Consider the following 15,303-nt stretch of genomic DNA (forward strand, 5'->3'; position numbering starts at 1 on the left):
ACTAATATTTAAAATTTCACATTATTTTTAGAACTAAACGCATTTTGAAAAAATCCATCGGATAAGTTAAATTCAAAAGTTTCACGGCTGATATAACCGACAGTTTTGTCGCTTTTGTAAAGTTGAATGAGAAAATCTGCCATTTCTTCGGATGTATGATAGTTTGGATAAGATTTATCATAATCAAAATCAGTTTTACCAGTTGCGACATTTCCAAAGTTAGTTTTGGTTGCAGCGGGTGCTAGGACTTTTGCTTTTAATTGTGCGTTATTTTGCTTTAATTCTAGTGCAAGTCCTTCTGTGAAGGCGTTTACGTAAAATTTTGTGGCACAGTAGACAATTCCGTTCGGAACGATTGTGTAGCCTCCTGCTGAGGAGATATTGATTAATTGAGATCCTTTTTCATTGTGGTAATCTTGGACGTATAAGGAAGATAACAAAGTTAATGCTTCTACATTGAGATGAAGCATATCTGAAATTTTATTTAAAGACTGCTCTTTTATATCACCATACATTCCAAAACCTGCATTGTTTATTAAAGTTTCAATGTGATAATTGTTTAATTTTGAATATAGTTCAGGAATTTTATCGACATCGGTTAAGTCAAAATCTATTACAAGAATGTCCAAATTAGGATTTTTCTTCAAAATTTCGCTTTTTAAGTCTTCTAGTAAATTCTTTTTTCGTGCAATTAGAATAAGATTTTTATTTCTTTCTGCAAATTTTAGAGCCACAGCTCTTCCTATTCCCGAACTTGCTCCCGTTATAACAGTATATTTTGTTTTCATAGTTATTACCTCCATAAATTTGATAAATAAAGGATAACAGTTAGAGTATAGTATAAGTCAAGCGTTTTTAAAAAAATTTTCCCAAATTAATTTTTTCTAACAAAGTTTCCATTTTACCTCCAAAATTTTTTATTTGAGTTGTTTTCATTTCATATATTTAGTATAATATAAAATAACCAAAATATTTATAATTAATCTTCAACTATTATTTTTAGTTATAATAAAGAGAAGGAGAAAAAATAGAACAATGCAAATAAAGGAATTTTCAGAAAAAACAGGCTTAACTCCATACACAATAAGATTTTATGAAAAAAAGGACCTGTTTCGTGTAAAAAGAGACGAAAAGAATAGAAGAATATATGATGAAACTGATATTGAATGGATAAAAATGTTAAAAAGATTAAAAGACATGGGAATGAAATTGAGTGAAATTAAGAAATATTCAGATTTACGATATGAAGGGAACGGAACGATAAAAGAAAGAATGAAAATTTTGACAAATCATAAAAAATATGTAAATATAGAAATTGAAAAGTGGCAAAAATATTTACAAAATCTTGATGATAAACTTGAGATTTATGAGAGTTTTTTAAGAAGTATTTCTGAAAAATAAAAAGGTCATAAATATATAGAAATTAAGGAGAAAATATGCTTATTTTAGTAGAGCAAACATATTGCTTGCCAGTAAGCATATTTTTTTATTTGCTATATTCTTTCCATTAAAATAATATAGTTGTTATAATTCCGTTTAATAAATGCTCCTGATCCCTTGTAAAAATAAAAAGAATGAAATTGGTAAATATATATTTTGAGAAAAATTTCATATAGAAAAAATAAATTTTATATGATAAAATATGAGTAATTTTAAGTTTGTTAGAAATAACTTTTCTGAAGTAAAGAGTCTTGGCTCTTATAAAGATAAAAAGAATTGCGTTGCTGAATATACCTGCTGTATTTATTGGAATTCTTTGGGTTAAAAAATAAAGACAAGGAGAAAAAAGGATGGAAATAAATGAAAATAAAGTTATGTCAAAAGCTAAAGGCTTTTTAGTATTAGTTTTATTTACAGCAATTTACTTTTTCTTTCAGAAAACAATATATCCGATATTAGCACTTTTGTTCTGGCTGATTTTTGCGATGCCGTTAGCAGGCGTAATTATTAATTCTCTAGAAATTTTACATCTTCCAGAAATAGTTATTAATATTATTGGTATTGTAATTTCAGGAATTGCTTTGATAATTGTGCTTATACTTGTATTTTATTTGGGATATTTGTGCAGTAAATTTTTGAAAAAAATAAATAAAACTGTATTAGGTGGTGCAATGATAGCAATTTTGATTTATTTTGTATATAAAATTTTTACAGAAACAGATGAGAGTACAGCAATGTTTGCACCAACAGCACGGGAAATACATATTTTTTGTACAGCATCACATATTTTTTATACAATCGGGGTATTTTATAGCGACAAAGTTAATAAATATTAGATAAAATAAAATTTAAAAGAAAAAATAAATAAAAAAAGGAGAAGAAAAATGAAAAAAAATACAGATAAACTTGTGACGAAACAGGATAATCCTTTAGGATTAATTTTATTTTCAATAATTTATTTTTTAGTTCAGGAGGGGATATATCCAGCATTAGCATATTTATTTTGGTTTGCTTCTGCATTATTTTCTACAGCGATTTTTTTTGTAGCTCCAGAACATATTTTGAAGATTTCTGTAATTGTGTTTTCGGTGATTTCCTTGATAATAATATTGGGAATTATGTATTTTTTAGGATATTTGTGCAAAGGATTTTTGAAAAAAATGAATAAAAAGGCATTAATTTGGATAATGATTGCAATATTGGTTTATTTTGTGTTTAGAGCTATTTTTGAAAATAAAAATAGTTCGATAATGTCTTATTTGACAAATGGGAAAAAATATATATTTTGTATAATGTCACATATTTCATTTGTAATCGGAGCATTTTATAACGACAAAGTTAAGAAAATTTTAGGCAGTATAAAATTTAAAAGAAAATAGTAATTATTTTTATAAATCCAATTTGTTTATGGCATTTTTATCTGCTATACTTAGTAGAAGCAGGTAATTTGTTTATAAATAAATTGGAAATTTTTTATATAAATTAAAAATAGGAGTATAGTTTATGAAAAGAAAACACAAAAATATAATGTTGCTTGGGACAGGTTCTAATGTGGGAAAAAGTATAATTAATGCGGGGTTTTGCAGAATATTTTATCAGGATGGGTATAGCGTGGTACCGTTTAAGTCGCAGAATATGGCTTTGAACTCATTTATTACAAGGGATGGAAAAGAGATGGGAAGAGCTCAGGTGGTGCAGGCTGAAGCCGCTAATATCGAGCCACAGGCATTTATGAATCCGATTTTGCTAAAGCCTACGACAGATAGAAAATCGCAAGTTATTGTAAATGGGAAAGTTTACAAAAATATGGATGCGAGGGAATATTTTGCTTATAAGCATAATTTGAAAAAGGATATAATGGCGGCATATAATCACATAAGGGATAACTTCGATATTTGCGTGCTGGAAGGGGCAGGAAGCCCTGCAGAGATTAACTTGAAGAAAGATGACATTGTAAACACAGGGATGGCAGAAATGGCTGATTCGCCTGCTATTCTAGTTGCCGATATTGACAGGGGCGGTGTTTTTGCGGCAATTTACGGGACGATTATGCTGCTTGAAGAAAGTGAGAGAAAACGGATAAAAGGTGTAATTATAAACAAATTTAGGGGAGATAAGAGCCTTTTGACTCCTGGAATTGAGATGATTGAAGAACTGACAAATGTGCCTGTTCTGGGAGTAGTGCCGTTTGTTCCGCTTGGAATTGAGGAGGAGGACAGTCTGGGGATTGACAAGTATAATGTGAAAAAAGAAGGGAAAATTCGGATTTCGGTTATTAAACTAAAGCATATATCGAATTTTACTGATATTGATCCACTTAGCCATTATAACGATGTTTCCTTGAAATATGTTACAAAAAGTTCTGAACTGGGAGATGAGGACATTATTATTATTCCTGGTTCAAAAAATACTGTGGAAGACATGAAGGACTTAATTGATAAAAATATAAGCAGGGAAATTATAAGGCTTGCAAAAAAAGGAACAATAGTATTTGGAATTTGTGGCGGTTTTCAGATAATGGGACAAAAAATAATGGATCCTCAAAATATCGAATCTAATCTAAAAGAAATTTCAGGCTTAGATTTACTTGATATAGAAACTGTTATGGAAACGGCAAAAACAACAACACAGTATAAAAATAAAATAAAAAATGCCGATGGAGTGCTAAGCGGAATGGAAGGCATTGAAATAAAAGGCTATGAAATACATCAAGGCTACAGCTATCCTGTAAATGAAGAAAAAACCGAAATAAAGTGCATTTTTGACGATGAAAAGCTAAAAGGCGCTGTAAAAGGCAATGTTGTTGGAACTTATATTCACGGAATATTTGACAATTCTGAATTTACAAATCATTTTCTGAACAAAGCAAGAAAACTTAAAGGGCTAGACAAAGTCGATGAAAACTTTAGTTTCAAAGAATATAAAAACAGGGAATATGATAAATTGGCACAAATTTTGAGAGAAAATGTAGATATTGATAAGGTTTATGAAATAATGGGGATGGAACAGAAAACAAAATAGGTTAAGAGGGATAGTGTCCAGAATTTTGTATAAACTAATAGATGAATCCAGTAAATTCAGTACTTTGTTATTTTATTTATGCAAAAATTTTTACATGTCCCAATTTTTCATTTGTTGAAAAAGTTTATAAATTCATTGTTAAAATAGAGTTTAGGAAAAACTGTCTTAATAAAAAAAACTGCACCTTTTATGTTGTATATAATTTTTGGGGTGCAGTTAAGTTAATAATTTGTGTCTATTTCTTAATGAGAATAGTAATAGTATTCACAACTGTTCTTTTTAGCGCCATTACATTCTTCTTCATATCCAACTACATCTGGCGTTGAACATCTGATTAAAGTCAATCCAAGTAAGCCTATAATTAATATTTTAAATATTTTGTTCATAAAAATCTCTCCTAACTATTATTTTGGTTAATTGTTTAATAATCTTCATACGTACAGATTCTTCCAGTTCCAAGCATACCTGTATTTGATCCGCTACAACCTGTAAATCTTTTGTTTTCATAAGGTGTTTTACGGCACTCTTTCTTACGTCCGTTTCTATCTAAAAGACAATGCGGTCTATCAATTGAGGTTTTTCCTGTTCTGGTATCATATTCCCTACCTGTCATAACGTCATCTCTTTTAACTTCTGCCCAAAATTTTGGACTTAATAATTCACAACTTGTAATTGTTAATCCCAGTAAAATTAAAGCCAAAATTTTAAATATTTTGTTCATAAAAATCTCTCCTAACTGTTATTTGGATTAATTGTTTAATAATCTTTATATGTACAGATTCTTCCTCTTATATCTCTCTCTGAGCCGCTACAACCTGTAAATCTTTTATTTTCATAAGGGGTTTTCCGACATTCTTTCATATTTCCATTTTCATCTACAAGGCAATGTGGTCTTGAATTTCTGGTTTTTCTAGTGTAACTGTCATACTCTCTACCCATCATATCATCTTCTCTTTTAAGTCTTTGCCATTCTCTTGGATCCAGCAATTCACAGCCTGCTATTGTTAATCCCAGCAAAATTAAAGCCAAAATTTTAAATACTACTTTCATAGACTTTCAACTCCTTTAATTTAGTTTATTCAATATATTTTATTTATTGCTATTATACCTTATATTCTAAAGATTGTGATTTAAATCACGTTTGTTTTTTGGGTATTTTTTTTTTTTTTTTGCATAATTTAATTTTTAGCATTGCACAGTACTATTTTTGCTTAAATAATGAATATTTATAAATATTCAAATATATGTTTGATTTTAAAAGATTTGTAAGGTAAAATGAAATGAGAGATTGTATAAAAATGATTTTCTTGAAAAGGAGGGAAAAATGGATTTTCATGGTGGAAATATTTATAAAATATTTAGGGAAAAAAATATAAAAGAAATACTGGATTACAGTTCAAATATTAATCCTTACGGAGTGCCTGAGAGCCTAAAGCAGAAGATTATTGAAAATATTGGGATTCTTGAGAGGTATCCTGACCCTGATTATGTGGAATTACGTGAAAAATTGGCTCATCTGAATAAAGTTGAGCTGGAAAATATTGTACTGGGAAATGGTGCAACAGAAGCTATATTTTTGTTCATAAAAGTAATAAAGCCCGAAAAAGTGCTGATTGTGTCGCCTACTTTTGGGGAATATGAAAGGGCAGTAAGAGCATGTAAAAATTCTGAAAGTCAGAAAATTGAAATTGAATATTTTGAATTAGAAGAAAAAGACGAGTTTAATCTTAATATTGGGAAATTAAAAAAGGAACTTGAGAAAAAATATGATTTGGTAATAATTTGCAATCCGAATAATCCGACTGGAAAATTTTTAAAAATGGCTGAAACAGAGGAAATTCTGAGAGAATGTAATAAATATGATACAAAGTTATTTATTGACGAGGCATTTATCGAATTCCTAGAGGACGGTCTAAAGGAAAGTATTGTAAACAGTGGGGAAAATAAGAAAAATTTGTTTGTAACTCGTGCATTTACAAAATTTTTTGCTATTCCAGGACTACGATTGGGATATGGAATTTATTTTGACAAAAATTTAGAAAAGAAAATCGCTGAAAAAAAAGAGCCGTGGAGCGTGAATAATATTGCTGAAATGGCTGGAATAACAGTGCTTGATGATACAGAATATATCGAAAGGACATTAAACTGGATAACAGAAGAAAAAAAATATATGTATGAAAAGCTGGATAAAATTTCAGGAATAAAGCCTTATAAAACAGAAGTAAACTTTATTTGTGTAAAAATAAAAGATGAATTGATTTCTAAAGGGCTGAATGTGAAAAAGTTGAGGGAAAGAATGATGGAAGAAGGAATTTTAATAAGAGATGCATCCAATTTTAAATTTTTGGATGAAAGATTTTTTAGGCTGGCAATTAAGGATAGAAGGAGTAACGACAGAGTTATTGAGGCTTTGAAAAAAATTTTAGAATAGAAGATAGGCAATTGTAAAAGTAAGCTAACTAATATCATAAGGGGTCAAGTTCTCTTGTTAGAGAGCAGAAAAAATAAAAAAATTAAAAATTTTAGAATACTGTATTTATCAGAATTTTTAGACTTTTACAAATAGTTAGAATAAAAAAGAAAGGAATGTTATTTATGAGGAGGAAATTATTGTTTATTTTATCATTGTTTTTAATTTTCTCAATTTTTTCTTTTGGGGAAAATTTTCCTGAAAAGGCAAAAAATATAAATGGATTCGTTCCAAAAGGCTGGAAAACTGTTCTTTCGGCTAAAGGAGATTTAAATAATGATAAGCTTGAAGATATTGCCATCATTATCGAAAAAACTGATAAGGCAAATATTGTAAAAAACGAGAATCTTGGCTCTGAATATTTAAACTTAAATCCAAGAATACTTTTGGTTTTATTCAAGCAAAAAAATGGAAGCTATATTTTGGCAGGCAAGAATGACAAAGGTTTTATCAAAAGCGAAGGAAATAAGGAAAGTCCAGCTCTTATGGATACTTTAGACAGCATTAGCATAAAAAATGATATTTTAAAAATTAAATTTAATTATTTTTTGAGTGCAGGAAGCTGGTCTGTAACACAAAATACCTACACTTTTAGATTTCAAAACCAAAAGCTTGAACTTATCGGATTTGACAATAATTCATTTATGAGAAATTCTGGCGACCAAGAGAAACTTAGCATTAATTTTTCAACTAACAAAGTAAAAATCATTGCTGGCGGAAATATTTTTGATGAAAAGGCAAATAAACCTAAGGAGGAATGGAAAACTGTAAAAAATATGTGTTAGATGAGATGACAAGCGATATAGTCGGTGAGATTATGAAATATATTTATTAGTATTTTAAATGGGGAATTCTTATGACTTATAAGATCTTCCCTATTATTTTATTTTGTTATAATTAATATTAAATTGAATTGACAAAAAATGGAAAAGTTAATAGAATGTAAGTAGGCAACAATTTACGGGGCAGAAGGAGTATAAAATTTAGATGAATAATTTATTTAATCAGAAAATACTGGCTAAAAAAGCTGAAGAAGAAGTAGATTTGAGCAGGCATAATTTATTTGAAAGAAGAAAAGCGTTGGATAAGTGGATAAATAACCTTGAAAATGGAGTTCTGGATAATTCTAAGGAAGAAGAATTTCAAGGGGAATTTTTATATGATATATTTACAACTATTTTAAGGGCTGTGAATAAGTCGGATGGTCAAAAAGAGTGGAATCTTGAGAGGGAAACGAAAACTAAAATGGATGGTCAGAAGGCTGATGGAGTTTTAGGATTTTTTGATGTGGATGGAAAGAAAGATGTAAGGGCTGTAATTGAACTGAAAGGAGCAAAAGTTTCTTTGGATGTAAGACAAAAAAGAGTTGGAGATACTAGGACTCCTGTGGAACAAGCATTTAACTATGCTCCTAAATATGGGAAAAATTGTCAGTGGGTTATAGTTTCAAATTATAAGGAAATACGGCTTTACAGGTCAAATGATATGACAGAATATCAAGTATTTTTTCTTGAAAAGTTAAAAGATGATTTGGAATTTAAGAAATTTATTTACATTCTTTCATTTTATGCTTTGGTAGGAACTGAAGAGAAAAAGGCAAAAACAATAGAACTTTCTGAAGAGTATCAGAAAAATCAAACTGAAATTGAAAAAAAGTTTTATAATGAATACAAAACTATTAGATTACATATATTTGAAAATATGCGAAAAAATAATCCTACAGTAAATGAAAATATCATAATTGAAAAAGTTCAAAAATTATTGGATAGGTTTTTGTTTATTTGTTTTTGTGAAGATAAAGGATTGCTTCCAAATGAGATTTTTTACAAAACTTTGGAAAAAGGTAAAAACTTTGGAGATATTTTTGAAGTTTTTAAAATGCTTTGTAGCTGGATAAATTTAGGGAATGCAAGAAAAAATATTGCTCATTTTAACGGAGGATTGTTTAAAAATGATGATGTTTTAGATGGACTTTATGTAGATAATGAAGTTTTTGAAGAAATGCGAAAAATTTCTGAATATGATTTTGATTCTGAACTGAATGAAAATATATTAGGGCATATTTTTGAGCAGTCTGTAAGTGATATAGAGGAATTAAAAAAATCTGTATTGGGAGAAGAATTTGATAGCAAGAAGAGCAAAAGAAAAAAAGATGGAATTTTTTACACACCAAAGTATATAACAAAATATATTGTGGAAAATTCTATAAAAAACTGGCTTGATGATAAGAGAAAGGAACTTGGAGAAGATGAACTCCCTGAACTTACTGAAAAAGATTTTGAAATAAAATATGCGAGTAAAAAAAGTGATAAAAGAATTTATAGTGAGAATTTTAAAAAACATATAGATTTCTGGACAAAATACAGGGAAGCTGTAAAAAATATAAAAATTGTAGATCCTGCTTGTGGAAGTGGAGCATTTTTAATCACGGCTTTTGAATATTTATTAAATTATAATAATTATTTAAACGATAAAATTTTTGACTTGACTGGAACAAAAGATTTATTTTCAGATACTACAAGAGAAATTTTACAAAATAATATTTTTGGAGTAGATTTGAATAAGGAAAGTGTGGAAATTACGAAATTATCATTGTGGCTAAAAACTGCTGATAAGAACAAAACATTGGCTTCACTTGAAAATAATATAAAATGTGGAAATTCATTGATTAATGATATTGAAATTGCGGGAGAATTATCATTTGATTGGGAGAAAGAGTTTCCACAAGTGTTTGAAAATGGTGGATTTGATATTGTTGTGGGGAATCCGCCGTATGTATCTACAAAACAAATACCAACAAATGACAGAAACTATTATTGGGATAAATACAAAGAAATTTTATTTTCTGAAATGGATTTATATGAAATATTTATATATAAATCAATAAACGAATTGTTGAAAAATAAAGGTTATCTAGGATTTATTACACCTGATTCATATTTTACAAATACAAGTTTTGAATTATTAAGAAAATATTTGCTAGAAAAAACTAAAATTATTGAAATAATTGATTTTCCATATAGATTTTATCCATTTGAAGAAGTTAATACGGAAACAGCTATTCTTATTTTAAATAAAAAAATAGATAAGAATTTTGTAAATTTAAGAGTATCAAATAGAAATGTAAATAATTTATATTTGAAAGAAAGTTTAAAAAATAATATTCAACTCAGCCAAGAAGAGATATTAATGAAATATAATAATAAAATAATAGTTAATATGAATTCAATTTTAAATAAATTATTAAAAAATAGTTTAAGATTTGGGAATTACTTAGAATTACATAAGGGATGGATGAGTGTTCCTAAAAAAATAAAAATAGGTTTAATAGAAATAGAAAAAGGAATATTTACTAAAGAAGAAGCAATAAAAAATAATATTATTAATAATTGTTCTGAATACTTGGAGGGTAGAGATATTCATAGATATTTTACCGATAAAGTAAATAAATATGTTTATATAAAAAATATTGATAAAACAACGAAAGATTGGCATTTTTCTCCTAAAATAATACTTCAAAGAATAGTTGGTCAAAATCGAAATAAAATATTTGCAACAATAGACTTGAATCAAAAAATTATATTTCCGAACGCAAATTTAGTTAATTTGAAAAATAAAAAAGATGATGTAAGATTTTATTTAACAATTTTGAATTCTAGATTAATTAGCTATTTTTACAATTTATATTATGGAGAATCAAATACTAATTTAACCAAAATAGCTTTTGAAAATATTCCATTAGTTAATATAGAAAATATAAATCAACAGCCTTTTATCGAAAAAGCTGATAAAATATTATTTTTAAACAAAAATCTTCAAGAAATTTCACAAAAATTCCAACGAATGCTTATGAGAGAATTTGGTTTAGAAAAAATTTCTACTAAATTACAAAATTGGTATTTATTGAATTTTGATGAGTTTATAAAAGAATTATCAAAAGTAAAAGTGAAATTAAACCTTTCTCAAAAAGCTGATTGGGAGAATTATTTCATTGCAGAAAAATCAAAAGCAGAAACATTAAACAATGAAATTACAAAAACAGATAAAGAGATTGATGGGATGGTTTATGAGTTGTATGGGTTGAGTGAGGAGGAAATAAAAATAATAGAAAGGGGAAAATAGAAATGTTTAATATATATTATATAAATTATAGCAAAGTTTTTGAAATTAGAATGTTATTCAATAACACATTAAAAATAGGTAGAAATGTTGAAAATACAAATTCTAATGAAAACGAACAGGAAGAAAGACAAGAATTAGGGGCAACAATAAAAATTCCAGAAATTTCTATAAATGCTGGAATTAAAGGATTTGATAGAATTAAAAAAAGTGAAACTTTAAAAATGATAGAAACATTAGAAATAAAAAATACAAAGTCAACTTTATTAGCAGAAGTTGTTGAAAAATCAATTGAATTTAATGATAAAAAATTAGAAGATTACAAAATAGGTAGTTTAATAAAGTTAAATAATATCAAATTAAGTTTGATTAATGAAAATGATTTAAGAATGGCTCGATTGATAAAAAATAATTTTTTAGAAGGAATTAAAGTAACTGAAACAGATGAATACGATTTTAATAAACTTTCAAAAGCTATTTTAAAAGATTACTCGTATAAATTAAAAGGGACTTTATTCTTACCAAATCAAGAAAATGAAGAGGAATTTAGAATAAAGATACCTTTCTTATTTGAAAATGAATTTGAAAATGATTACAACATAGAAGATTTATTGATTGGAGAAGTTACTTTAATTGGAATTTATAAAGGCAGAATAGAAGAAAAAAATTTGATGAATACTTTAGATTATTTTATGGAAAATGAATATTCAAGCAACGATATAATAAAAAGTAGTCAAAAAAAAAATAATAATAACAATAAAGGAAAAGTAGGAGAAAATGAAACAAAAGATTTTATTTTTTTTGATCTATTAGCAATTATTCAAAATATTACTTTAAAAGAAGAAATTATAGAAAAGGAAGTGAAAAATGAGGGGGAAAATATTTCTTTATTCAAAAGGTTCGTATCAAAAATTAAAGAATACTTTGGAAAAAGAAGGGTTTAAATTAGATAGTTTTGTTAAATATATAGATAAAATAGAAAAAGGAAATAATAGTTATGACGATAACAATGATTTAAAAAAATTTGAAAAAATTGCATTGGACATGAGTTCATTGTGTCAGAGAATAGTTTTTGGAAGAGCAGATTCCTGGCAAGCAGAAGAATTAATGAATACATTAGAAGTAAATTTAGAAAAAATAGATTCAGATGATGAAATAGATGAAGACAGTTTCAAAATTCAATACAAAGATTTAGTGTTTGTATGTAATGTAAACTATAAAAAAATTATTAAAGAGAACTTAAGATATTGTATTGAAGACTTGAAAATACAAGATAAGTCTGAAATTAAAGAAAGATTTTTAGAAATTATTACTTATTTAGATAAAGATTTTAAAAACTTAAAAAAGGAATATGAAAATTATAAATTTATTTCATTTTCTAATTTAGATGATAGTATAGAAATAAATTCAAAAATAGTTATAGATATAAGTTCTTTATGTTTTTTAATTAAAAATCAAGAAGAACAACTTTATAATATTGAAAATATATTTTATAAAATAAAAAATAAGAATTTTATTTCAGAGGTAGAAGATTTATTATTTATATGTAATTTTAAATATAGAAATATCTTATTAGAAAAATTTAAATATTGTTTTGATAAAGTTACAGAGTATAAAAATAATGAGAATACAGATAATTATGAAACAGGAGTAAAACGAATAATTGATATAAGAGATGACGAGCTAAAAAGTTTTTTTGAAAAATTTGAACAAGAATTATATGGACATGATGCTTTCAAAGAGGATTTTAAAAATAGTATAGAAGAATACAGAATGTTTAATAAAATAGGAGAAACTAAAATTTTATCATTTTTTTTGATGGGATATTCTGGAATAGGAAAAACGGAAGTTTCAAATATTATTTATAATAATTTAAAAACCAATAATAATTCAAATTTAGTTAAGATAAATTTAGGAAATTACAGTAGCCAAGATGCTTTGAATAGTTTAATTGGTAGTCCAAGAGGATTTGTTGGAAGTGAAAATGGAGAATTATTTAGTAAACTTGATAAAACAGATGTAGGAATAATTTTAATAGATGAAATTGAAAAAGCTGATAAAAAAATATTTAATTATTTTTTAGAAGTGCTAGAAACTGGAAAAACAACTAATTCACAAGGGAAAGAATACGATTTGGATGGATATATTATTATTTTTACATCAAATGTAAAAAAAGAAAAATTTACATCTGTATTTTCTCCCGAATTAAGAAGCAGGTTTGATTTAGTGTATTACTTTGAATTATTGACACAGAAAGATAAAATAAAATATTTAAATGATAGATTAAAAAAATAGTAAAAAAATATAATAAAGAATATGACAAAGAAATATTAAAAGAAAATATAGAAGAAATAAAGAAAAAAATTGATGTAGATAAATATTTAAATATCCGATATTTAAATAGAGCAATTAAAGATGAAATCCTAAAATTTTTAAAAAATAGAGAAAGGAGTGACCCAAAATGAAAATAAAAAATCTTCACATAAAAGAATACAACGGACTTGAAAATTTAGATATAAATTTTGAGTCAAAAGGAAAAGTTTTGGATTTGATAGTTCTGGCTGGGATTAATGGGAGTGGAAAAACTAGAGTATTGGAAAGTGTATTAGATTTTTTTTATAAAATAGAAATGTTTTACAAAAGTCAAAATAAAATTGAATTATTTTATGAAGAAATAGAAAATGAAAGTATAAAAACAGCAGGAAATATTGATGTTTTTTATAATGAACTAAAAAATGGAGCAAAAGGAGCATTTCTTAGTCCAAAATATTTAGAAATTAAAAAAATATTGAAAAAATTTCCTAAAATAATTTATGTTCCAACTGAAATTAATTTTCAAAAAGTTCAAAAAGCACAAACGAATTTTAAAAAAGAATATAGTTTTATTAATATCGTAGATTCATACGAAATTAAGGATATTCCATCCTATATTGCGACACGGATTTCAAAAGTTGCGAATGAAGAGGAAAATTTGACGATGGGACAGGTTAGAAAAAAAGTTTTTGCGGAAATTAATGGGATTTTTGAAATTTTGGAGTTGGATGTGAAACTTTCAGAAATATCGAAAGATGAGAACAGTATGCCGATTTTTACTGATTCTAGTGGGAAAAAATTTGGAATAAATGAACTTTCTTCTGGGGAAAAGCAGTTATTTTTACGGACTTTGGCGATAAAAATGCTGGAGCCTGAAAATTCCATAATTATGATTGATGAGCCTGAATTGTCGTTACATCCGAAATGGCAGCAAAAAATTGTTGATGTTTATAGAAAAATTGGTAGAAATAATCAGATTATTTTGGCAACTCATTCGCCACATATTTTAGGAAGTGTGGAAAAAGAGAATATAATTTTATTGGAAAAAAATGAAAATGGAATTGTAGAAGTTAAAACGGGAGATGAGTTTGGAAATTCATATGGACAGACTACAGGAAGAATACTTGAAGATATAATGGGATTAGAAACAGATAGAAATCCTAGTGTGAATAATTTGCTTACTTTGGTAAAAGAAATGGTTAAAAATGATAATTATGAGAATTCTGAATTTAAGGAAAAATATACTAAAATAAAGGATATTTTAGGAGAAGACGATAGAGATTTATTTTTGGTGGATATGGATTTGCAAGTGAAGAAGGGGAGAAAAAATGCTGAAAGTAGATAAAAATGATGAGCCTGAGTTTTTTACAAGTAATCCAAAAAACTGGAAAGATTTTAATTTTAAAATAAAGGGCAAACTAAAAGAGTATATGCTTGAAAATGAGCAGAAAATAGATGGAAATTATTTTTGTCCTTATTGTGAAAGACAGATTTCTGTTGAGAAAAGTCAAATTGAGCATATAAAACCTAAAGACAAATTTCCAAAGTTGTTTCATAATTATAGTAATTTTTTGACTGGTTGTCTTGAAAATCAAACTTGTGGTTCAACAAAAGGGAACAAATGGGATGATAATTTTGTGAATCCAGTTGAATATAATCCTAGAGATTATTTTGAATATAGTATTAGTACAGGCGAAATAATTCCAAAATATGAAAATGGAATAGAGTATGAAATGGCAATGAAAACAATAGAAATTTTAAATTTGAATCAAAAAAAATTATGTGAAAGCAGAAAAAGTTTTATTTATCAAAATTCTTCAAGAAAAGAAGGAAAAATAGTAATTAATATTGAAAATTTAAAATATATAACAAAATTTCCTACGCTAAAAGAATTTCTTTTAAAAAATTTAAAATCTGCAACTGAAAAATAAATAAAACAA

14 protein-coding genes and 1 pseudogene are annotated in these 15,303 nt (G+C 26.7%); 11 read left to right on the plus strand and 4 right to left on the minus strand.

From position 1 onward, the window contains the following. Window positions 1-8: 8 nt before the first annotated feature. The gene (locus tag HW276_RS00495; protein ID WP_178936998.1) at window positions 9-788 is read right to left on the minus strand and encodes an SDR family oxidoreductase; all 780 of its coding nucleotides are present in this window, start codon (window positions 786-788) and stop codon (window positions 9-11) included. 247 nt (window positions 789-1,035) lie between these two features. Between HW276_RS00495 and HW276_RS00500 the strand changes: the two genes are divergently transcribed. The 4 genes from HW276_RS00500 to HW276_RS00515 all read left to right on the plus strand — a co-directional run bounded on the left by HW276_RS00500 (window position 1,036) and on the right by HW276_RS00515 (window position 4,461). After that, window positions 1,036-1,401 carry a MerR family transcriptional regulator gene (locus tag HW276_RS00500; protein WP_178936999.1) on the plus strand — a complete coding sequence of 122 codons (366 nt, stop codon included), beginning with the start codon at window positions 1,036-1,038 and terminating at the stop codon, window positions 1,399-1,401. A gap of 389 nt (window positions 1,402-1,790) precedes the next feature. Then, window positions 1,791-2,276: a MerT protein gene (locus HW276_RS00505; protein WP_255460258.1), complete on the plus strand. Its 486-nt coding sequence runs from the start codon at window positions 1,791-1,793 to the stop codon at window positions 2,274-2,276. Between the two features lie 48 nt (window positions 2,277-2,324). Continuing rightward, the gene (locus HW276_RS00510) at window positions 2,325-2,819 is read left to right on the plus strand and encodes a sodium:proton symporter (RefSeq protein ID WP_178937000.1); all 495 of its coding nucleotides are present in this window, start codon (window positions 2,325-2,327) and stop codon (window positions 2,817-2,819) included. A 124-nt stretch (window positions 2,820-2,943) separates the two neighbouring features. After that, on the plus strand, window positions 2,944-4,461 hold the full coding sequence (locus tag HW276_RS00515; protein WP_178937001.1) for a cobyric acid synthase: 1,518 nt from the start codon (window positions 2,944-2,946) through the stop codon (window positions 4,459-4,461). Between the two features lie 242 nt (window positions 4,462-4,703). Here the strand turns inward: HW276_RS00515 and HW276_RS00520 are convergent, their stop codons facing one another. The 3 genes from HW276_RS00520 to HW276_RS00530 are packed head-to-tail and all read right to left on the minus strand — an operon-like array spanning window position 4,704 to window position 5,511. Beyond that, entirely contained in the window at window positions 4,704-4,847 is a 144-nt protein-coding gene (locus HW276_RS00520; RefSeq protein WP_178937002.1) for a hypothetical protein, read from the minus strand. Window positions 4,848-4,882: 35 nt separating this feature from the next. Next, window positions 4,883-5,182, minus strand: a complete 300-nt coding sequence (locus HW276_RS00525) for a hypothetical protein (protein WP_178937003.1) — start codon at window positions 5,180-5,182, stop codon at window positions 4,883-4,885. A 35-nt stretch (window positions 5,183-5,217) separates the two neighbouring features. Continuing rightward, window positions 5,218-5,511, minus strand: coding sequence for a hypothetical protein (locus HW276_RS00530; RefSeq protein WP_178937004.1), 294 nt, complete (start codon window positions 5,509-5,511; stop codon window positions 5,218-5,220). Between the two features lie 274 nt (window positions 5,512-5,785). Between HW276_RS00530 and cobD the strand changes: the two genes are divergently transcribed. The 7 genes and pseudogenes from cobD (at window position 5,786) to HW276_RS00565 (ending at window position 15,294) form a co-directional block, all read left to right on the plus strand. Next, window positions 5,786-6,892, plus strand: a complete 1,107-nt coding sequence (gene cobD / locus HW276_RS00535; protein WP_178937005.1) for a threonine-phosphate decarboxylase CobD — start codon at window positions 5,786-5,788, stop codon at window positions 6,890-6,892. 164 nt (window positions 6,893-7,056) lie between these two features. Then, window positions 7,057-7,766: pseudogene (locus HW276_RS00540) on the plus strand (hypothetical protein). A 152-nt stretch (window positions 7,767-7,918) separates the two neighbouring features. After that, a complete protein-coding gene (locus HW276_RS00545; RefSeq protein ID WP_178937006.1) occupies window positions 7,919-11,053 on the plus strand; it encodes a DNA methyltransferase in 3,135 nt (1,044 codons plus the stop codon). Between the two features lie 2 nt (window positions 11,054-11,055). Next, window positions 11,056-11,994: a hypothetical protein gene (locus tag HW276_RS00550; RefSeq protein WP_178937007.1), complete on the plus strand. Its 939-nt coding sequence runs from the start codon at window positions 11,056-11,058 to the stop codon at window positions 11,992-11,994. Continuing rightward, the gene (locus HW276_RS00555) at window positions 11,918-13,345 is read left to right on the plus strand and encodes an AAA family ATPase (protein WP_178937008.1); all 1,428 of its coding nucleotides are present in this window, start codon (window positions 11,918-11,920) and stop codon (window positions 13,343-13,345) included. The genes HW276_RS00550 and HW276_RS00555 overlap by 77 nt, the downstream gene beginning before the upstream one ends. Before the next feature lie 166 nt (window positions 13,346-13,511). Then, on the plus strand, window positions 13,512-14,708 hold the full coding sequence (locus tag HW276_RS00560; RefSeq protein WP_178937009.1) for an AAA family ATPase: 1,197 nt from the start codon (window positions 13,512-13,514) through the stop codon (window positions 14,706-14,708). Beyond that, window positions 14,692-15,294, plus strand: coding sequence for a retron system putative HNH endonuclease (locus tag HW276_RS00565; protein WP_178937010.1), 603 nt, complete (start codon window positions 14,692-14,694; stop codon window positions 15,292-15,294). The genes HW276_RS00560 and HW276_RS00565 overlap by 17 nt, the downstream gene beginning before the upstream one ends. Window positions 15,295-15,303 lie beyond the last annotated feature (9 nt).

The organism is Leptotrichia sp. oral taxon 417, from assembly GCF_013394865.1.
GTDB lineage: Bacteria > Fusobacteriota > Fusobacteriia > Fusobacteriales > Leptotrichiaceae > Leptotrichia > Leptotrichia wadei_A.